Genomic DNA, 18,301 nt, shown 5'->3' on the forward strand with positions numbered 1-18,301 from the left:
CGTAAACTGGGTCACATGTCCGCCGTACCGGTCGAGGAGTCCGAGCGCCGCTCCGGGCCCCTGCTCGACCATCTGGCCCGGCGGATGCGGCTGCGCTCCGAGTCGGTGCTGACCCCGCTGGGCCTGCGCCCACGCCACCTGGTGGCGCTCACAGTGCTGCGCGACTCCGGCGGCATCAGCCAGCAGGCGCTCGCCGGCACGCTTCAGATCGACAGCACGAACGTGGTCGGGCTGCTGAACGACCTGGAGGCGGACGGCCTGGCCGAGCGCCGCCGCTCCCCGGAGGACCGCCGACGGCACGAGGTACGCCTCACCGAGGCGGGCACCAGGCGGCTCCGCGAGGCCGAGTGCGCGCTCGCCGGAGCCGAGGAGGAGGTCCTCGGCGCGCTGGCTCCCGGCGAGCGGGACCTGCTCTACGACCTGCTACGACGGGCCACCCAGGGCCGGTCGTCGACGTGCGGCGAAGTGCTCGCGGAGGGCGGCCCGGGCGCCTGCTGAACGTCGCGCTCAGCGGGGCGCGGTCAGAGCGCGGTGGTGGCCTGCGGCCGGTCGTCCCGGACGTGGACGAGCATGTCGCCGGTCTCGATCACCGCGCCCGCACGGTCGTTGAGCGTGACCACCTTGCCCCGGCGGACCAGCGCGATGACGAGCGACTCCAGCTCACGGGGTGAGCGGCCCACCTCGTCACGCTCGGCCGACCGCATGGCCAGCGCCATGCCCTGCCCCGGGGTGAGCAGGTCCTCCACCACGTCGATCAGGGGCGGGGCCGAGGTGGACAGGCCGAGCAGCCGGCCCGCGGTGGCCGACGAGACGATCACGTGGTGGGCGCCGCTCTGCTTGAGCAGCGGCGCGTTCTCCGCCTCGCGTACCGCCGCGATGATCCGGACCTGGCCGGCGGTGAGCTGCCGGACCGTGAGCGCCACCAGCACCGACGCGTCGTCGCTGTCGGTCGCGATGATGACCGACTTCGCGGTACGCACGTGCGCCTGCTCCAGCACCGACGACCGGGTAGCCGAACCCTCGATCGTCACCAGCCCGTTGGAGGTGGCCTGCCGCAGTGCGGGCCCGCTCCGCTCGACCACCACGATCTTGGACTTGTCCGTGCCGTTCTCCAGCAGGGCGGAGACCGCGCTGCGGCCCTTGGTGCCGTAGCCGCAGATGATGACGTGGTCCTTCACGGTTCTCCTCCACCGCGACAGGCGACGCCCGGTGCGGTACTGCTCGGTCAGGACTTCCAGGGTGGTGCCGACCAGGATGATCAGGAACAGCACCCGGGCGGGGGTGATGAACAGGACGTTGGCCAGGCGGGCGGACGGGCTGACCGGGGTGATGTCGCCGTACCCGGTGGTGGAGAGCGAGACCACCACGTAGTAGAAGCAGTCGAGCAGGGTCAGGCCGCTCTCGTCGACGTCGCGGTAGCCGTCGCGGTCGAGCCACACCACGAACACCGTGGCGAAGACCAGGCCGAGGGCGGCGAGCAGGCGCAGACTCAGCGCGCTCAGCGGCCCCCGCCGCTGCGCGGGAAAATGGATCACCGTCGGTCCCGCTCCGCCACCGTCGCCTGCACGCCCTCAAGATAGCGGGTACGCCCCGAGCCGGCTGGTCGGGCAGGGGCCGGTCCGTCGCCGCGAGCGGTAAGGATTTCGTCACATCCATCGGCGCCGTCACGGGTGAGACTGATGACCGACCGGTCGTCCCGCGTTGATCCACACCTGCCCGGTCGGTACACGGGGGCTGACCGGGCAGGTGCCGGGGGCGTGGACGGGGCATGATGGGGACGTCCGGACGGCGACCGCGAGGAGGCCGGCATGTCGTTGCTGCGACGCGTGATCGGCGGGGTGCTGCGGCGCATCCGCCTGCGCCAGGGCCGCACGCTGCGCGAGGTGGCCCAGGCCGCCGGCGTCTCCCTGCCCTATCTGTCAGAGGTCGAACGCGGGCGCAAGGAGGCCTCCTCCGAGGTGCTGGCCGCGATCTGCCGCGCGCTCGGGATCCACCTCGCCGACCTGCTCGAAGAGGCCCGCGACGAGCTGCGCCGGGAGCGGCCGACACCGGTCGGCCCCGGGATCTCGGCGGCCCGGTTCGACCGGGTGCCGGCCGCGCGCACCGGGCCACAGCTGCGGGTCGGCCCGCCGCGGCTGTCCGTCACGCGCCGCCCGGTCGTGTCGCCCCGGCCGCCCGTGTCCCGCCGGCCCGCCGTCTCGCTCCGGCCGCACGTCGCCCGCCGGCCGGTCACCGCCACGCAACTGCTGGGCGGCGCGCTGCGGCCCGTCGGGCTCGGGCCGGCGCCGCTCGGTCCGGCGTTCGACGCCGCCACGCCGATCGGGTTCTCCGGCGGCATCCGGATCTGGCCGGCTCCCTCCGCCCCGGCCGTCCGCCCCCGTCCGCGTATCTCATCGGCGGTGGCCCGGCGACGGGCCCGCGCCGGCCGGCGGCGGCCGGTCGCCGCGTAGCTTCTGCCCAGAGCGAATCTGCCCGGGGCAGAAAGCCTGGGCCGCGCGGGTGCGTCCGGCGGACGCTGGAGACCGCCGGTTCCCGGGCGGTCCCCCGCCCACCGGCGGCACGGAGGTGGGCGGCGATGGGTGGCATCTGGATGCTCGACGAGGGACAGCCGGCGTTCGGTGACCGGGTCTTCGAGCGGCTGCTGAAGGAACGGATCATCTTCCTCGGCACCGAGGTCACCGACGCGTCGGCCAACCAGATCTGCGCGCAGATCCTGCTCCTCGCGGCCGAGGACGCGGAGCGCGACATCTTCCTCTACATCAACTCGCCGGGCGGCTCGGTCAGCGCCGGCATGGCCGTCTACGACACCATGCGGTACGTCAAGAACGACGTGGCGACGCTGGCGCTCGGCATGGCCGGGTCGATGGGGCAGTTCCTGCTCTGCGCCGGGGCGGCCGGCAAGCGGTTCGCGCTGCCGCACTCGCGGATCATGATGCACCAGCCGTCCGGCGGAATGGGCGGCACCGCCGCGGACATCACCATCCAGGCCGAGAACATGCTGCACGTCAAGCGCACCATGCAGGAGCTGATCGCCCAGCACAGCGGGCGCACGCTGGAGGAAATCCAGCGCGACTGGGACCGCGACCGCTGGTTTACCGCCGAGCAGGCCCGCGAGTACGGCCTCGTCGACCAGGTGCTCACCCGCGTCGACCAGCTCGCCGGGTGAGCCGGGACGGCCCGGCCGATGATCCGGCCGGGCCGTCCCGACGCCGGTCAGGGGTAGCTGACCACCGGGCTGGTGCCGTACGAGCCGACGACGGGAGTGCCGGCCTCGTTGATCGTGCGCTCGATGCCGCCGCTGCCGTCCAGGAACACGGTGATCGCGTCGTGGAACCGCACGCCCGCCCGGCGCGGCGCCTCGATCGCCCGGTCGCAGCGGATGTCCACGCCCTGGTTGAAGTACGAGTACACGCCGAGTCCCCACGCCTCGTGCGTGCGGACGTGGTCGGCCACCTTGTACGAGGCCCAGCCGTTGCCGGTCGGGCTGCGCCAGGCCGCCTGGCTCGGCGGGTCGTAGGGCAGCTCGCTCTGGTAGAACACGGTCCGGCCGCGCTCACCGTTCCAGATCGTCTGCCAGCGCTGGTAGTGCTCGACGAACAGCCCGTACGCGGTCACGTCGTCGCCGTTGACGATCACGCCGGTGGCGGCGGTGTTCACCGTCCAGCCGATCGTGCCCGCCCGGCCGTGGTCGCCGCGCCAGGCCCAGATGTTGTCGATGAGCGTGTGCCGGCTGTGCACCACCAGGCTGGTAGCCGCCCGCCCGGCGTACGGGCCGCCGATGCGGAAGAAGACGTCCTGGAGCGAGATCGGGTTCGTGGCGTGGGACCGGTGGCAGTGCCGCGTGCCGACCTCGACCAGCACCGGTGACTCGACCGGCCCGGCGTCCACGAGCACCCCGGCGACGCGGACCCCGTCCACGTCCTCGATCCGCAGCGCCGCGTCCCCCCGGTCCGGCACCAGGCTCGGCATGCCGAGGCCGAGCACGACGGTGTCCGGGCGGCGTACCCGCAGCGCCCGGTCGAGGTGGTAGACGCCGGGGGTGAGCAGCAGGTGCCGGCCGCGAGCGAGTTCCGCGTTGATCCGCTTCGCCGAGTCGGTGGGCCGGGCCAGGAAGAACGCGGACAGCGGCAGCGACGGCACCGGAGCGCCACCGGCGGCCCAGGTGGTGCCGGCGGTGTTCCGGCGCAGGCGCGGTACGGCGACCCGCCAGGCGCCCCGGGCGTCGACGAACAGGTACGGCTTCTCCCGGGTCACCGGGCTGCTCGGCAGCGTGGTGTACGGCGGGTCGGGGAAGCCCTGCGCGGGCGCGCCGATCACGCCGGAGAAGACCTGGTTCCACACGCCGTTGGTCCACTCGCCGCCGAGTTCGCTGTCGCGGGTGAGCCACTGCTGCTGTGAGCCGTTGATCGTGATGCCGTCCACCTTGGAGTCGGCGATGTAGCCGCCGCTGGAGTAGCCGCCGTTGCCGGGTTCCAGCCACAGCACGCCCTTGACGTGCACCCGGCGCATCGGTGACGCCTGCGAGACGGCCCATTGGTTCGACCAGTCGGTCGGGGTGACGGCGAGGTTCTCCGCCGAACGCCAGAAGTTGGTGAGCGCGGAGATGCCGGCGGGCGAGTTCGGGTCCGGCTGGCCGACCACCCGGACCGCGCCGTGGATCTCCACGTCGTCCGGGTGGGTACCGAGACCGGCGACAGTCGTGTAGTAGCCGAGCCGGGCGTCCACCTCGTAGCGGCCGGGCTTGAACAGCACGGCGTACCTGTCGAAGCCCATCTCGTTGCGCTCCTGGGCGGTGAAGAGCCGGTCCAGCGTGGACTGGATCTCCTCGACCGGCGTGTCCTGGTCGTACACGAAGACGTTCGGTCCGAAGTCGGGCTCGCGGGCCGGGCGCGCGGCCGGGGACGCGGCTGCGGCGCCGGCCGGGAGGCCGAGGGCGGTGAGCGAGGCCGCGGAGGCGGTGAGGGTGAGGAAACGGCGGCGGGAGGGGTCGGGTGATCGCATCTGCCTGCCTGTTCGGTGATGGGACGGGAGAGCGCTCTCTCGCTGTTCCTACCCCATCGCCGTCGATACCGCCAGGGCCCGCCGGTTCCGAAACCGGCGGGCCCTGCTGCGGTCCGTGCTCAGGCGCGCTCGGCGCGCCGCTTCACCAGGTCGTCGACGAGCTTCTCGACGTAGTCGGCGGTCTCCTCCCAGCGGGTGACCGCCGCACAGCGGATGCCCATCGCCTTGACCGGGTAGTCGTTGCCACCCACATCCAGGCGGTCACCCACGAAGAGCACGTTGTCGATCTTCAGATCCAGGTGCTCCAGCAGCTTGCGCATGCCGTACGCCTTGTCCACGCCCTTGCGGGTGACGTCGATCGAGGTCGAGCCACCGCCGCGCACCTCCAGGTCGGGCAGCTTCGCCGCGACCGCGTCGCGCAGCCGCCGCTTCTTGTCGCCGTCCGGATCCCAGCCGTACTTCTCGGCCGGCGGGGCGGACTGCCCCAGCGCGGAGAACGTGATCTGGCTGCCCCGGTCCTCGATGATGTCGCCCCAGGTCTTCGTCTCCCACAGGCCCAGCGCCTGCGCCGACTCGGTGAGCGCGGCGACGACGCGGGCCTTGTCGGCCTCGGTGAGGTCCTCGGCGTAGACCTGCCGCCAGTCCCCGTCGGACCACCGGTAGTAGCGGGTGCCGCAGGTCGGCATCAGGTGCAGCCGGCGGCGCTGCTCCTCGGTGAGTTCGAGGTGGGCGAGCACCTGCGACTGGAACTGCTCGAACCGGCCACCGGAGATGACCAGTACGTCCACCTCGGTGAGCAGGTGGCCGAGCAACTCCGCCATCCGACGATCGATCTGGGACTTGGAAATCGCCAGGGTGTCGTCGAGATCGAACGCCACCACTCGAAGATCGTTCACGAATACCTCATGTCGTCGCGGACAGGCCAGGACATGCCAGGGTACCGACGGGTCCTGGCACCGGCCTGAGGACCCGGCAGGCGGCACGCCCTCTTGACGGAGAGTAACGCGGCAGGCCTCCGGGCGGGCCCCGCTTCCCGCTCCCGACGTTCGACGCTCCCCCGTTGACGGGATCGTCGAACATCGATAGCGTTCGGCCGATAATTACTTTCATCGATGGAGGTGCGCCGGTGAGATTCCTTCGAATGCGCGGATGCCTCGTTGCCCTCGCCGCGACCGCCCTGACGGCCACCACAGCGGGCGTGGTTCCCGCCACCGCCGCGCCCGCCGGCGACATGTCCACGCTGGCGAGCTCGTCCACCTTCCCGCTGGCCGACCCGGACACCTTGCTGGCGAAGGACGGCTCCTACGTCACCTACGGCACCACAGTCGGCGCCGGGACCGGCGCGCGCTGCGGCGCGACCGGCAGGCTGTACGTACCGGTCCTCGTCCACGGCTCCGGCAACAGCGTCGGCATGGCCGACTGCGCCTCCCACGACGCCCTGCCGTCCGGTCCCGGCGCCTGGGCCGAACCCGGCGGCGCGGTCTGGGCCCCCGGCGTCGCACGCTTCGACGGCCGGTTCTTCATGTTCTACACCGCCTCCCGCAAGGGCTCCGGGCAGAAGTGCATCGGACGGGCCGTCTCCGACAGTGCCCGCGGCCCGTTCCAGAACCAGGGCGAGTGGGCCTGCCCGGACGCCGGCCGGTGGGCACTGGACGCCAACCCGTTCGTGGCTGGCGGGAACCTGTACGTCACCTACCGGGACGACGCCATCGCCTCCGGCGCCGAGACCGGCATCTCCACGGTCCGCACCGACGGTGAGGGCCGCGCCATCTGGGACACCCGCCGGGACATGCTCAAGAGCACCGACATCACCTGGGACACCGCCAAGACCAGCGGCGGTACGCACGTGGTCGAGAACCCGTCGATGTGGAAGGCCGCCGACGGCGACTGGTACCTGATGTACTCGGGCAACAACTGGGACAGCGCGCGCTACTCCACCGGCATCGCCCGCTGCGGCGCCACTCCGCTACCCGGCTCCCGCTGCACCCCGATCCGCGAGGGCGTGTCCCGCCCGTTCTTCGGCTTCACCGGCGCCGCCGGCCTCAACCCGATCCGCGACCTGCCCGGCAACCACCAGGGCCCCGGCGGAATGGACGTCTTCGCCGCCGCCGACGGCAGCGAGCGCGTGGTGTGGCACTGGTGGAACGGCACCACCCGCTTCCCGATGACAGGCGTCCTGACCCGCCCCTCCACCGGCTTCCTCGTCTCGTAGCCGGCCGTCCACGTAGCAGCCGACCAGTAAGGAGTCGCATGGAACGCGTCAGCAGACGACAGGCACTCGGCCTCGCGGGCGGCGTCGCGCTCGCCGGCGCCCTGGGGTTCCCCGCACCCGCCGGGGCGGCGACCGCCTGGCGGAACCTGGGCGTCGTCACCGCCAACATCGGCCGGGCGAACCTCGACAAGCGCAAGGCCGCGATCACGGCGGTCCGCAACGCCCTCGACATGACCGGCCCCGAGGACCGTCCGCTCGTCGGCTGGCAGGAGATCGGCGGGGGTGACGGTGACACGAAGGAGAAGGGCTGGATCAACGAGCTGTTCGGCGAGCGCTACCGCAACGTGCACCTCGACGACGGCGGGCACTACGTCCCGATCTCCGTGCCCAAGGCGTACGACGTGCTCGACAAGCACGTCACACCCGTACACGAGGGTCTGGCGGGCGTCTCGGTGAACCGCGTCATCTCCGAGGTCCTGCTGGCCGCCAACGACGACGCGGCGCTTCAGTTCGCGTTCCTCAACACGCACTTCGTGGCCGGCGCGTTCAACGGCCAGGAAGATCCGCACGAGGAGTGGCGCAGGACCAAGTGGGCGCACCACTTCGACGTCCTCCGGGAACGGATCTCCAGTTGGCAGGCCCGTGGCCACCCGGTGATCTGGACCGGTGACACCAACCGCAACCCGATGCCGAAGCTGTTCCCCGCGAAGGAGACCCGCGCCTTCGACGCCGGCATCGACCAGATCGGCTGGCTCCAGGGGTCGAACGGAGTCCAGATCCAGTTGCGCAACCGCAAGACGGTGCCCATGCACGTCGACGGCCACGACGCCCGCGTGGCGGTGCTCCAGCTCCGCCGGGCCTGACAACACGCCTGCTCACCATGCGCTTCGACCCAGTCACGCTCGGTTGAACTGCTTCACGGAAAATTGCATTTGGCAAGAGCTGGCACCGGAATTTTCTCGATGCGATGCATCTGCTTGTCAGGTACCCGACAGTGAAATGCCGACTCTTGTGCTAGCCGTCCGCCGGGAGCATGCTCGAACCGTCGAACGGCACAGCGTCGCCTCACACAGAGGGCGGCGCCCGGCTGCCACCGGACGCCGCATTCGACTCCACCGCTGCAACGGAAGGAGTCACGTTGACTGTAATCCCTCACGGGTCAGACTTCGAGACACCAGAGGACGAGGACGAAGCCGTTGCCGAACTGACAGGCCGGCACCGCATCATCCTGGCGTACATCAAGACGCTCAGTCCGATCATCGCCGCCGTCGTCGCCTGCATCGGGACGCTGGTGGCAGCGCTGGTCCGCTGACCCGCCGGCCCCGCGCTCCGGCTCCGGCCGGACGCGGGGCCGTCCCGTTCCCCAAGGATCTGGCACACTGCGGCGATGCCGACCTTCGATCGCCTCTTCGCCGAACACGTCGGCACCGGGCTGGCCCGTCAGTTGGCGCTGGCAGATCTCCTCGGCGAACGCGACTGGCAGCTCGACGTGCCCGACGGCACCGTGACGTTCGGGAACGACCTGCGATACCGCGTCCAGCTCCTCGGCACCGAAAGTCACGACGACGGCACCTGGCTGTGGGCCTGGGCGAACGAGGCCAGCAACCTCCCACCGGCGCTGCTGCACCTGGCCGGCTGGCTCCGCGAGTACGGGCACCGCCAGCAGGTCGCCGAACTCACCGAACCCACGTTCCCGCTCCGGCGCGCCGACGGACACCGGCTCGCCCTGCTGGCGTCCGGCCTGACCGGCCGCTGCTACTACCGCGGGCCGTACGACGGCGGCGCGGTCTTCTTCCACCTCGACGACGCCCCGCCGCAGATCACCGCGCCGGTCCGGCCGGAGCGGGTGCCGACCGTCCTGGCCCAGGTCCTCCAGTCCTTCCCGGTGGAACACCGCGTCACCGTCGAGGCGTTCCTGCACCAGCAGGGATGGCGCCTGGACCGGGCACCGATGTCGGTGACGGCACAGAGTCAGGACGGCTCCGTCCTGCGCGTCGACTTCGACGCGATGGGGCGTGTCAGCAACATGTCGGGGACGGTCAGCCCGTAGGCGAATCTGGTGCCCCGGCAGGATTCGAACCTGCCGCACGCGGTTCAACACGTGTGGACACGGCCGAGAGCGGCACGGCGGTTACCTCGCTGGACCCGCGCGGCTCCCACCTCCAGGAGCTGACCGCCGTCGACCCTCGGGTCCCGTCCCATCGGGCCCGTCGTCGGGGCGATGCCATCCCCGAGCTTCACCTCGACCCTCGCTACAGGCCCGTCTGACTTGTCCCCGTCGAGACCCAGAGCACGAACACGATCGTCACGACCACCCCGGCGACTGCGACCAGACCGGTCACCAGGGCCGCACGAGGCGAGTGGCGCCGACGCAGCTCGAAAGCCGCGGTGACAGTGAACAGCAACGCGAACATCTCGAACGCGGCGAGCCAGAGGAGTCCGATGAAGCTCAGCAGGCCCTCGACCATGTCGCGGCCGGAAAAGATCAGCCAACCGCCGTATGCCGCGCCTCCCCAACACAACGTCGCCAGGATCGCCAACACGTACACCGCTCGATAGGAAACGGGGGCAGAACGGCCACCCTCCGGCATCGGGAGGTGCGTCCCGGCGGGACCACCGGGCTGACTCGACGGTCGAGGCGGATGAGAGGGGGGCATACACGGACGCTAGCCGCGCAGGTGTGCCACGGGAATCGGTCGACAGGCCCGCAGCGGCCTCGGCACGGAAACGGTGCGAGTCACGACAGGTGGAACCGTGGCGCGCCAATGCCGCGGTCGCGCCAGCTGCGAAAATCGCTGTCCCGCTATCGGAACACACTGGTAGAAAGCCGGGATGCAAAAGACTTTGACGTTCGCTGATCATCTGCGGCTGATCGACGAACGGTCGACCGCCTTCCGTGCCGCGGTCGCTGCGGCGCCCAGCCTCGACGTGCCGGTGCCGACCTGTCCGGAGTGGACGCTGTTCGATCTCGTGCAGCACCTGGGCATGGGCCGTCGCAGGTCGGCCGCCATCGTCGCCGCCGGGCCAGCCGACGCTCCCCCGGAGAAGTCCGCTTGGGACGACGGCGCGGGTGCGCCTCGGGAACGCGAGGCTCTGCTGGCCTGGTGGACCGAGTCCGTCGAGCGACTGACGAGCGCGCTGCGTGAGGCCGGCCCGGACCGCGGTTGTTGGACGTTCTGGGGTGACTCGCAGTCACCGGAAACCTCCGGCGCATGGGCTCGGCGCCAGGTGCCCGAGATCGCGGTGCACACCTACGATGCCCAGCTCACCGTGGGGAACCCGGCACCGCTACCGGAGGAGGTCGCCCTCGAGGGTTTCGACGACTGCCAGTTCACCCTCTGCTCGACGGATGTCGCCTGGCCGCACGCCCCCGCGGTCGTCGAATACCACGCCACCGAGGGCCGCTCTTGGCGCCTTCGGCTGTCCCGCGAGGGCGCACGGGCCGCCCGTCTCGGCACGTCGGCTGCCAGCGAGGACCCGGACACGGCCGACGTCTCCGCCCGGGGCACGGCCAGTGACCTGGTCTTGTTCTTTTACGGCCGCGTACCGCTGGATTCTCCGAAGCTGGAGCTGGACGGCGACCGTCGCATCTTCGACCAGCTCATCGCCTGGGACCCGTCGGTGTAGCGACGATCCCATTCATCCTGAGGCTGGGCTGGTCTGGACGTGATGTAGGACGAGGATGGCCTGGACGATCGCGGGGTCAACCTCGTCTTGACGCGGGACGGGTAGGAGCACGGCGCCGGGCAACCGACGAGTCCGTGGTGAGGATGCGGCGCGAGCGTCACGGGCAGGCCCCCGCTGCCGGCAACCGAGGTAGCCGACAGGGCCGGATACAGGCGGCGTTTCGGCGGTGTATCGAGGTGCCCCCGGCAGGATTCGAACCTGCGACACACGGTTTAGGAAACCGATGCTCTATCCCCTGAGCTACGAGGGCGCGAGTGCCCAGTCTAGCGGCCTGCCGGTTCACCCGGGGTGGCAGGGAGTGGCCCACGTTCACCCACGTCGTCGCCCTGGTCAGGGCCGACCGATGACCACACCCCGAGCACACGGACCCCGGCAGCGACCCGGCCCGTTGACCCGCCGTGGCATCCGGTGGCACCGGTTGCCCCACGGTGGCATCCGCTCTCGAGCACACACCGCGCACATCATCGAAGGTCCGGAGTCGGGTCTCGGGTCGCCCGCCGATAGACGTTGCTCGGCGCGGACAAGGACGTCGGCGCCGGGGTTGTTGAGGCGCTGGCCGGTTCTGGCGGAGATCGGTTACGGTAACGTCGCTTTGCGTCAATGCAGCCGTCGTGTCCGTACGGGGTTGTGAAGGGACGGGCGTCATGATCGATCCGCAGCGGGTAGACGATGCGAAGCGGGCACTGGGTGCAAGGCTTGCCGCCTGGCGCAACGTGCGTGGGCTGACCCAGTTGGCATTGGCGAGGCGGGTGCCGGTTTCCCGGACCACGATCGCGGGCGTCGAGCGCGGGCAGCAATGCCCGGACCGGATCTTCTGGCAGCGCTGTGAAGCGGCCCTAGCCGCTGGTGGAGAGTTGCTGGCCGACTACGACGACTATCGGCGCCTGAAGCAGCAGCTTGATCAGGAGAAAGTCGAAGCGGCACAACGCATGCGGTGGGGCGAAGTCGAGGACCGCTCACTACCGGCTGGCACTCACGGTGTCCCGGTGACGGATCCGGCACGGGAGTCGTTGCGCGACCTCGCCGCCACGGATCTGACGGCCGGTGGTCCGAACGGCCTGACGGCACCACTCGCGCGGGTCGCCGGTGCCGCGGTGGCAGGTGAGACGGACTTTCACGATGGTGACGCGGTTACGCTTGCGGTCATGTCCGATGGGCAGGCGATGTCATTGCGGGTAAGCCGGAGGGCTCTGCTGGAACTGGCCGCTGGCCTCACCGCCGTGCCGGTTGTCACCACCACAGGCGTTTCTCACCCACGGTCCGTCGACCCTGCCGTTGTCGATCACTTCGCGGAGCTTCGCGCGCTCCTCGTACAAGCGGACGACCTGCTGGGTGGCCTCACCATCCTGTCGACCGTCGAACAGCAGATCGCGCTGATCGCCGCCCTGCGTCGGCAGACACGTGGACAGCTTCGTAACCGGCTTCTCAGCACCGAGGCACGGTGGAGCGAGTTCGCGGGTTGGCTCAGCGACGATCTCGGCGACCGGGCCGCGGGCGACCGCTGGCTGGACCGCGCGGGAAGCATGGCGCAGGAAGCCGACGATCAGGAGTTCTGGGCGTACGTCCTGACCGCGCTGGTACCCCACCGAGTTCGTCACCACCGCGACGTCGCGCAGCGCCGCCAGGTCCTGCTCGGCGCGCCCGGTGTGCTCGGCGACGAACGTCCCGTCAGGGCGGGTCACCACCTGATGCGCCTCGCCCCACCGAACCGATGCGCGGGCGCCGAACTCGACCGGAGCCACCCCGGCGAAGGTGCCGAACGGTGTCGCCCGGGTGGTCCACCTCAGCAGGTACCGGACCGTCGAGTCGACCATGCGCCCGAACCGGCGGTCGGTGGTCGGCGCACTGGCCACGGTCCGGGTGATCTGTTCGGCCAACTGGGGTGTGGCAGCGGCGACGGCGGTGGCGAATCCCGGCAGCGCCCACACTGCGGCCAGCCACTGCCGCCACTGCTCGGGCTGATCCGTCGTCAGGTCGGGCCACGCGGGCAGGGTCAGACCGCTGGGGTAGGCGGCAACTCTGATCAGCGCCGCACCGGCCGTGGGGAACATGAACGCACCCTCGAAGACGGGGGCCCGGCGCTGGAGACGCCGGGCCCGGGGTGGATCGTCAGGGACGGTTACTTGCTGCCGCCGGAACAGGCGTTCGAGCCCGTGTTGCCCGAGCCGCAGCCGTCGTCGGTGCTGGTGGCGTACCCGCTGGCAGCGGGGCCGGCGTCCACCAGGGTGATGTCCAGGTCGAACTCCTCGAGTTCCATGGTCTCCACTCGCGTGTTCCTTCCTATGCGGAGGTGAAGGTGAGGACGAGGCGACTGTGTCGCTTGTCCAGCACCGTCCCGGCCGGCAGGGCGCCGTCGGGAGTACCTGCGGGTAGGACGTGCAGCACCGGAGAGGGCTCGCCAGCGTCCACCCACGCGCGCATGTGCCCGGCCATCCGTCCCGCCGCCGCGGCGGCGTCGGGCCCGTGAGCGCAGGCGCCGAGGTCGAACGTGTCGTCGGTCCAGCGCAGCGTCGACCGGTAGGAGAACGTCCCCTCGTGCAGGGCGGCGGGCGTACCGAACCGCCAGGCAGGGGCGACGATGCCGGCGTCGACGGCCTCCTGCTGCGCCGAGAGCACCACGAACTGGTCGACCTCATCGGCGAGGCGGGCCGCCAGCCACAGGTCCAGGTCGGCCAGGACGCTACGAGGCGGCAGGCCCACCCCTGCCCATGCCTGCTCCTGCGGCTGCGACAGCAGCCCACCGACCGATTCCGGGTCGACCTGCTGGCCCTCATCCAGCCGCAGGTGGACACCGGCGGCGATGTCGACATACCGCATCTCGTGGGCTCCGGTGCCCCGCATCGCCACGAACCCGCAGAGGCGCTGGCTGTGGCTGACCAGCCGGTCACCGACCCGGCGCAGCGCCCACGACCGGGTCATCCCGAACGTCCGTAGCGGCACCACCAGCACGCCGTCCTCGGCGAGCTGCGCGATCCACGCCGCGGGGATGTCCCACGCCCCGGCCGTCACGATGATCAGGTCGTAGCAGCGCCCCAGGTCGATCGGCTGCTCCGCGTCCGCGCACACCACGCTGACATCGCCGTAACCTGCCACCGCCAGACACGCCACCGCCCGCTCGGTCACCTCCGGGTCGATGTCCACGGTCGTGACCGAACCCGACGGCCCGACCAGCTCGCGCAGCAGCGACGCGTTGTAGCCGCCCGATCCGATCTCCAGCACGTGCCGGCCGTGCAGGCCACCGGTGAGGGCGTCAGCCGCCTGCCCGAGCATCTCCGCGATCAGCCACGGCGCGGACACCGAACTGACGGTCTCATCACCGAGCCGCTTGGTGACGACCGCGGTGTCGCTGCGGTACGCCTCCTCCATCGGGACACCCGGCGTGTACAGCTCGCGGGGAACCACCCGCAGTGCCGCCTCGACCTCGGGCCGCATCGTCAGCCCCTTGGCCGCATGGTCAGCGACCAGCTGGTCGACCATCGCGTCACGGAGGTCGTCGCTGCTCATCGTGTCGACGCTCATGTGCGCGTCACTCTCCTGTTCGTCAGGACCGCCGCCGTTGCGGACGGCCCGCACTTTCCGTTATCCGCCAAGGACGAACACGGCCTCAGACGCCCGAGGACTGTTCCCCTGCTGGGCAGGACGCAGGCCGAACTCACCGGGTGCCCAACCGGCAAGGCGACGCAAGGCGGCCCGGGTTCGATCAAGCCGCAGTCAACGTGAGGTCCGAGCCGTCCCGGCCACCAGCGGTCCCGGATTCCTCGGCAGCGGCGAGAAACTGCGGTACAGGGTCACACGGATCAACTCCCCTCGGGTTGGGCGGTGCCGGGGACCCCTGAGCGGCGGGCGCCGAGCGGTCATGTCCACCACTCAACGCCGGTCTGACCGTGTCGAACACCCTCGACACGGGATTTCGACACGGTCAGACCGGCCCCAGCGCCTCTCGGGGGCCGACTACGACAGGCGGGCGGACAGCCTGTGGAGTTCGTCGAGGATCACGTTCCAGCGGAAGGGCTGATCGTCGTGAGCTGGTCGCAGCGCCTCGGTGGCGGTGAGGCGTACGCCGTGGTCGGCGAGGAGCCGCAGGTGGGCGTCGAACGCGGGGTGGCGGGCGAGGGTGGGTTTGACGTACGGGGAGACGATGATCGGCATGCCTGCGCCGAGAGCTTCGTTGAGGATGCCGAGGGCCAGACTGTCGTTGATGCCGGTGGCCCACTTGTTGATGGTGTTGAACGTCGCCGGAACGACCGCGACGGCATCGGCGCGTGGCAGGACGCTCGGTTCGTCAGGATGCCGCTGCCGGTAGCTGACGGGCCTGCCCGTAACGGCGGCCAGCCGATCGTTGGGAAGCCAGGTGTGCGCGGTTTCGGTCGCGATGACGTACACATCCCAGCCGTCGCGCCGCACCGCCTCGACCAGCTCGACGATGCGGCGGGCCGGTGGCGCGGCACAGACCACCAGGTAGAGCAGACGGGCATTCGCGGATCCGGACGTCACGCGGCGATTCCGGCGCGTTCGGCGAGTGCCCGCAGGCCGGGGGTGACGGCGCGCCGCTCACGGGTGAGCAGGTCGCCGATCAGATGGCGCGTCCGGCCGTGCACGTGCACCGTCTGCGGCGCGATGCGTTCGGCTTCGAGCAGGTGCAGCACGGCTGCGGGATCGTTGCCGGGCGAGCAGGCGTAGGCGGCGGCGAGGTCGAGGTGGACCCGGGCGCGGCGGCTCACCAGGGCCGCCGGCAGCGACGAGGTGTCGAGCTGTTCTCCAAGGTGGATCGCCAGCTGAGGCTGGTCCGTTCGGGCGGCGATGCTGATGCGGTGGATCATCACGTTCGTCGGACCGAACCCGGTCCACAGGTCGTTACGATCGGCGCCGAGCCGCCGGGCCAGGGCGTTCGCGTCGTCGAGGTGCCGCTCGACAGCGGCGGGCTGGGCCTGCCGGGCGGCGATCAGCGCCGCGAGCAGAGTCAACGCCCCGTGGGCCGACAGGACACGCGGACCCGTCGACGCGGAGTCCCTCGTGTCCGTCACACCATCGAGAGCGGCCAGCACCACCTCCTCGGCATCGCCGACGCGGTCCGGCATCGCCAGCAGCGCAGTACCCACCGAGAACGCCGCCGCAGCGACGAGCGCAACATCCTCGGCCTGCTCGGCGGCGACACGAGCGGCACGGTCCGCCGCCACCCAGGCAAGGCTGGGATCGCCGAGTTTCACGGTGAGTTTGGCGGCGGCGAGATTCGCCGCCGCCAGCGACCCGACGGCCAGGGCGCGCTGCGTGCCGGTGCAGGTCCGGGTCAACAGGTTCGCCTGCTCGAACGTGTCGGGCAACGCCCGGACCGCCTCGGCATAGTTGCCACGCTGGTAAAGGCTATGGAGATGGGCCACCCGCTGACGGACCTCCGAAAGCGTGAGAGGCTCGACCGGCTGTTTCGGTGCGGCAGGTGCGAGCAGGTGCCGGCGCAGCTCGGCCAGCAGTCGCGACCTGGCATCGTGGTCGGCTTCCTCGCCACGGCCTGCTACCGCGTTGACGACTGAGACCTGCCCGGTTCGTGTGGTGCGGCCCGCCTCCGGGCGCTCGCCGTGGAACCGGTCCGGCGGGCGTCGATTGTCGCCGACTTCGCCGTACCTTTCGCCTGTGGCCTCGCCGGCTGCCATCACCGCCTCGGGTACCGCTCCCCACCGCGCCCGCTGTGCCGCCTCGGCCTGCTGTGCCTGGAACCGGGACTGGAGGTGTCGGTAGGCGTCGTAGGCGGCGAGTAGCTCGCCCTGGGCGTCCAGCAGGGTGTCGCACTGCAGCCAGAAGATCCGGTCCACGACCTGCCGGCCCCGCTCGACCATTCCCAGGGTGCTGCGCGTCGTGTGCACCTGGCGTGCGAGGGCTTCCTGAATGAGTCCCCTCGACCTACGCAGGGCGGCGAGCTTACGGCCGAGATCGTCCCTGGCCTGTTGAAGATCCTGGCGATCAATCATGGGCTCGCCTTTCCGTTCGCATCGACCTGCGTCGAGCCGACTGTTGCGGCGCCCCGACGCACGGCGATTCGACGTTAGCGGATCGCACGCGACCTGGGCGTGGAGCTGGTGCGAATGGCGTGCTGGCCTGGCAGAGAGGGCGCCTGTGTCGAAAACCGGGGGGGGGGGGGAGCGGGGTTGGCACCTCGAACGTCAGCCACGATCACGGCGGAACACACTTCAGCCATCCCCACTCCCGGCCCAACGGGCACGGCAACCTCAGCCTGCCGCCGTCACCGACAGACACCCCGGACACGATGTGCGAGTTCGGTGGGCATCGGCCCTCTTCGACGAGCGCGGAAGAGCGTGCGGTGATGCCCATAAAGGGCGCGCGGCGCCAGCCCTGCCGCAAGGGCTTTCGGCGGTTCAGTAGCCCCACCGGTGCCGGACGCGGGTTTCGCGTACCGGGATTTCGGGGTGGGGACTTCGGGTTCGTCGCCTACGCCGACACCGACACCGCCCAGGACGTCCTGGTCCGCGTTGTCGGTGGCGACACCGACCCGGGAGCCCAGACCGCCCCCCTCGCACGCGCCCGCGAGTTGTGGTGGCTCTCCCGCGCCGTACGGGCCAAGTACACCGCCATCTCCCGCGCCGTGCCGCTGCTGCTCGCCGGGTACGCCGGCGCCGCCACCACCGCAGCCCTGGCGATCTGGGCCCGGTGACCACGATGACCGCGACCACCACCCTCGTCGTGCAGGACCCCGTCGACGCCTACGAACTGTTCGCCCACGCCCGCACCGTGCTCAGGCTGCCCCTGGACGGCCGATGGCACCTGGTCGACCACGGCCGCGTCCACATGCTGCAAACCCTGCCCGGACAGGGCGCACCGGCCCTGGCCAGCGTGCACCTCCCCGTCGACGGCAGCCGGCACCCCGGCGAGCCCCACGCCGGCATCCCCGGCGGCTACGCCCTGCTCGCCTTCACCACCGACGGCGGCGACACCAACAGGACCCAGCGCCGGCACCGCGACCTCGCCGGCCAGGCTAGTGCGTGGCTGACCCACCGACGGCTTCGCTGGACCTGGTCACACGCCGACGGGCCCTTCACGACCAACCACGCCGATCTTGCGACCAGGGGCCAAATAGTTGATCTTTTTGGGGGTCTGCGCGGTCCCTGATCGCTGCCACGGTGGTTGACCGCTGTGAGTCGATCTCCTCTGAGCATCGGCGAGCTGGTCGAGCACTGGACCCTTGTCCCTGCTGAGCTGGACCTGGTTGCGTCCAAGCATGGCGAGATACGGCCGGGTTCGCGCTGTTGCGGAGGTTCTACGACCGGTACGGCCGCTTCCCGCGAGGTTGGGCAGATCTGCGCCCGGAGGCGATGGACTTCGCCTCTCGCCAGGTCAAGGCGGAGCCGGGTTACTTGGCGTTCTACGGAGACCAGGGCCAGCGGATCCATC

General features: G+C 70.7%; 18 protein-coding genes, 1 tRNA gene and 2 pseudogenes. 11 read left to right on the top strand and 10 right to left on the bottom strand.

What is annotated here, in order from left to right; genetic code table 11:
• The first annotated feature begins 15 nt into the window (after positions 1 to 15).
• A complete protein-coding gene (locus tag AB0C17_RS24765) occupies positions 16 to 498 on the top strand; it encodes a MarR family winged helix-turn-helix transcriptional regulator (RefSeq protein WP_357480659.1) in 483 nt (160 codons plus the stop codon).
• Between the two features lie 23 nt (positions 499 to 521).
• Here AB0C17_RS24765 and AB0C17_RS24770 read toward each other — a convergent pair whose 3' ends face one another.
• Complete coding sequence (locus AB0C17_RS24770) at positions 522 to 1,535, bottom strand: potassium channel family protein (protein ID WP_357381235.1); 1,014 nt, start codon at positions 1,533 to 1,535, stop codon at positions 522 to 524.
• Between the two features lie 273 nt (positions 1,536 to 1,808).
• Here AB0C17_RS24770 and AB0C17_RS24775 point away from each other — a divergent pair, with 273 nt between their 5' ends.
• Both AB0C17_RS24775 and AB0C17_RS24780 read left to right on the top strand, forming a co-directional pair.
• Complete coding sequence (locus AB0C17_RS24775) at positions 1,809 to 2,450, top strand: helix-turn-helix transcriptional regulator (protein ID WP_357480662.1); 642 nt, start codon at positions 1,809 to 1,811, stop codon at positions 2,448 to 2,450.
• A 125-nt stretch (positions 2,451 to 2,575) separates the two neighbouring features.
• Positions 2,576 to 3,166, top strand: coding sequence for an ATP-dependent Clp protease proteolytic subunit (locus AB0C17_RS24780; protein WP_357381231.1), 591 nt, complete (start codon positions 2,576 to 2,578; stop codon positions 3,164 to 3,166).
• A 47-nt stretch (positions 3,167 to 3,213) separates the two neighbouring features.
• On the opposite strand, the gene AB0C17_RS24785 is transcribed toward AB0C17_RS24780, so the two are convergent.
• Together AB0C17_RS24785 and AB0C17_RS24790 are read right to left on the bottom strand one after the other, a co-directional pair.
• Positions 3,214 to 5,001, bottom strand: a complete 1,788-nt coding sequence (locus tag AB0C17_RS24785) for an adenylyl cyclase (RefSeq protein ID WP_357381229.1) — start codon at positions 4,999 to 5,001, stop codon at positions 3,214 to 3,216.
• A gap of 119 nt (positions 5,002 to 5,120) precedes the next feature.
• Positions 5,121 to 5,897: an HAD-IIB family hydrolase gene (locus AB0C17_RS24790; protein ID WP_357381227.1), complete on the bottom strand. Its 777-nt coding sequence runs from the start codon at positions 5,895 to 5,897 to the stop codon at positions 5,121 to 5,123.
• A 230-nt stretch (positions 5,898 to 6,127) separates the two neighbouring features.
• Here AB0C17_RS24790 and AB0C17_RS24795 point away from each other — a divergent pair, with 230 nt between their 5' ends.
• From AB0C17_RS24795 to AB0C17_RS24810, 4 genes are all read left to right on the top strand, one after another.
• Positions 6,128 to 7,213 carry a family 43 glycosylhydrolase gene (locus tag AB0C17_RS24795; protein WP_357381225.1) on the top strand — a complete coding sequence of 362 codons (1,086 nt, stop codon included), beginning with the start codon at positions 6,128 to 6,130 and terminating at the stop codon, positions 7,211 to 7,213.
• Positions 7,214 to 7,251: 38 nt separating this feature from the next.
• Positions 7,252 to 8,076, top strand: coding sequence for a hypothetical protein (locus AB0C17_RS24800; RefSeq protein ID WP_357471822.1), 825 nt, complete (start codon positions 7,252 to 7,254; stop codon positions 8,074 to 8,076).
• Between the two features lie 275 nt (positions 8,077 to 8,351).
• Entirely contained in the window at positions 8,352 to 8,525 is a 174-nt protein-coding gene (locus AB0C17_RS24805) for a hypothetical protein (RefSeq protein WP_357381221.1), read from the top strand.
• Positions 8,526 to 8,600: 75 nt separating this feature from the next.
• Positions 8,601 to 9,263: a DUF6882 domain-containing protein gene (locus tag AB0C17_RS24810; RefSeq protein WP_357471819.1), complete on the top strand. Its 663-nt coding sequence runs from the start codon at positions 8,601 to 8,603 to the stop codon at positions 9,261 to 9,263.
• 202 nt (positions 9,264 to 9,465) lie between these two features.
• On the opposite strand, the gene AB0C17_RS24815 is transcribed toward AB0C17_RS24810, so the two are convergent.
• Positions 9,466 to 9,756, bottom strand: a complete 291-nt coding sequence (locus tag AB0C17_RS24815) for a hypothetical protein (RefSeq protein WP_357480665.1) — start codon at positions 9,754 to 9,756, stop codon at positions 9,466 to 9,468.
• Between the two features lie 289 nt (positions 9,757 to 10,045).
• Here AB0C17_RS24815 and AB0C17_RS24820 point away from each other — a divergent pair, with 289 nt between their 5' ends.
• The gene (locus AB0C17_RS24820) at positions 10,046 to 10,840 is read left to right on the top strand and encodes a maleylpyruvate isomerase N-terminal domain-containing protein (RefSeq protein WP_357471813.1); all 795 of its coding nucleotides are present in this window, start codon (positions 10,046 to 10,048) and stop codon (positions 10,838 to 10,840) included.
• Between the two features lie 237 nt (positions 10,841 to 11,077).
• Here the strand turns inward: AB0C17_RS24820 and AB0C17_RS24825 are convergent.
• Positions 11,078 to 11,150 (bottom strand) — tRNA-Arg (locus AB0C17_RS24825).
• Between the two features lie 394 nt (positions 11,151 to 11,544).
• On the opposite strand from AB0C17_RS24825, the pseudogene AB0C17_RS24830 reads away from it, so the two are divergent.
• Positions 11,545 to 11,751, top strand: a pseudogene (locus AB0C17_RS24830) (helix-turn-helix transcriptional regulator); the annotation flags it as partial.
• A 702-nt stretch (positions 11,752 to 12,453) separates the two neighbouring features.
• On the opposite strand, the pseudogene AB0C17_RS24835 reads toward AB0C17_RS24830, so the two are convergent.
• The 5 genes and pseudogenes from AB0C17_RS24835 to AB0C17_RS24855 form a co-directional block, all read right to left on the bottom strand.
• A pseudogene (locus AB0C17_RS24835) lies at positions 12,454 to 12,951 on the bottom strand (lantibiotic dehydratase); the annotation flags it as partial.
• A 68-nt stretch (positions 12,952 to 13,019) separates the two neighbouring features.
• On the bottom strand, positions 13,020 to 13,157 hold the full coding sequence (locus tag AB0C17_RS24840) for an FxLD family lanthipeptide (RefSeq protein WP_082159628.1): 138 nt from the start codon (positions 13,155 to 13,157) through the stop codon (positions 13,020 to 13,022).
• Positions 13,158 to 13,180: 23 nt separating this feature from the next.
• Positions 13,181 to 14,419 (bottom strand): methyltransferase, FxLD system, encoded by a 1,239-nt coding sequence (fxlM, locus tag AB0C17_RS24845; RefSeq protein WP_043330488.1) that lies wholly within the window; start codon positions 14,417 to 14,419, stop codon positions 13,181 to 13,183.
• 432 nt (positions 14,420 to 14,851) lie between these two features.
• Positions 14,852 to 15,394, bottom strand: a complete 543-nt coding sequence (locus tag AB0C17_RS24850) for a flavoprotein (protein WP_046569670.1) — start codon at positions 15,392 to 15,394, stop codon at positions 14,852 to 14,854.
• Positions 15,391 to 16,863, bottom strand: a complete 1,473-nt coding sequence (locus AB0C17_RS24855) for a helix-turn-helix transcriptional regulator (RefSeq protein WP_051611166.1) — start codon at positions 16,861 to 16,863, stop codon at positions 15,391 to 15,393. The genes AB0C17_RS24850 and AB0C17_RS24855 overlap by 4 nt, the downstream gene beginning before the upstream one ends.
• A gap of 353 nt (positions 16,864 to 17,216) precedes the next feature.
• On the opposite strand from AB0C17_RS24855, the gene AB0C17_RS24860 reads away from it, so the two are divergent.
• Positions 17,217 to 17,564: a hypothetical protein gene (locus tag AB0C17_RS24860; protein ID WP_091113588.1), complete on the top strand. Its 348-nt coding sequence runs from the start codon at positions 17,217 to 17,219 to the stop codon at positions 17,562 to 17,564.
• A 5-nt stretch (positions 17,565 to 17,569) separates the two neighbouring features.
• Entirely contained in the window at positions 17,570 to 18,019 is a 450-nt protein-coding gene (locus AB0C17_RS24865; RefSeq protein WP_124778772.1) for a hypothetical protein, read from the top strand.
• The last annotated feature ends 282 nt before the right edge of the window (positions 18,020 to 18,301 follow it).

The sequence above is a fragment of the Micromonospora sp. NPDC048887 genome (assembly GCF_040649715.1).
GTDB lineage: Bacteria > Actinomycetota > Actinomycetes > Mycobacteriales > Micromonosporaceae > Micromonospora.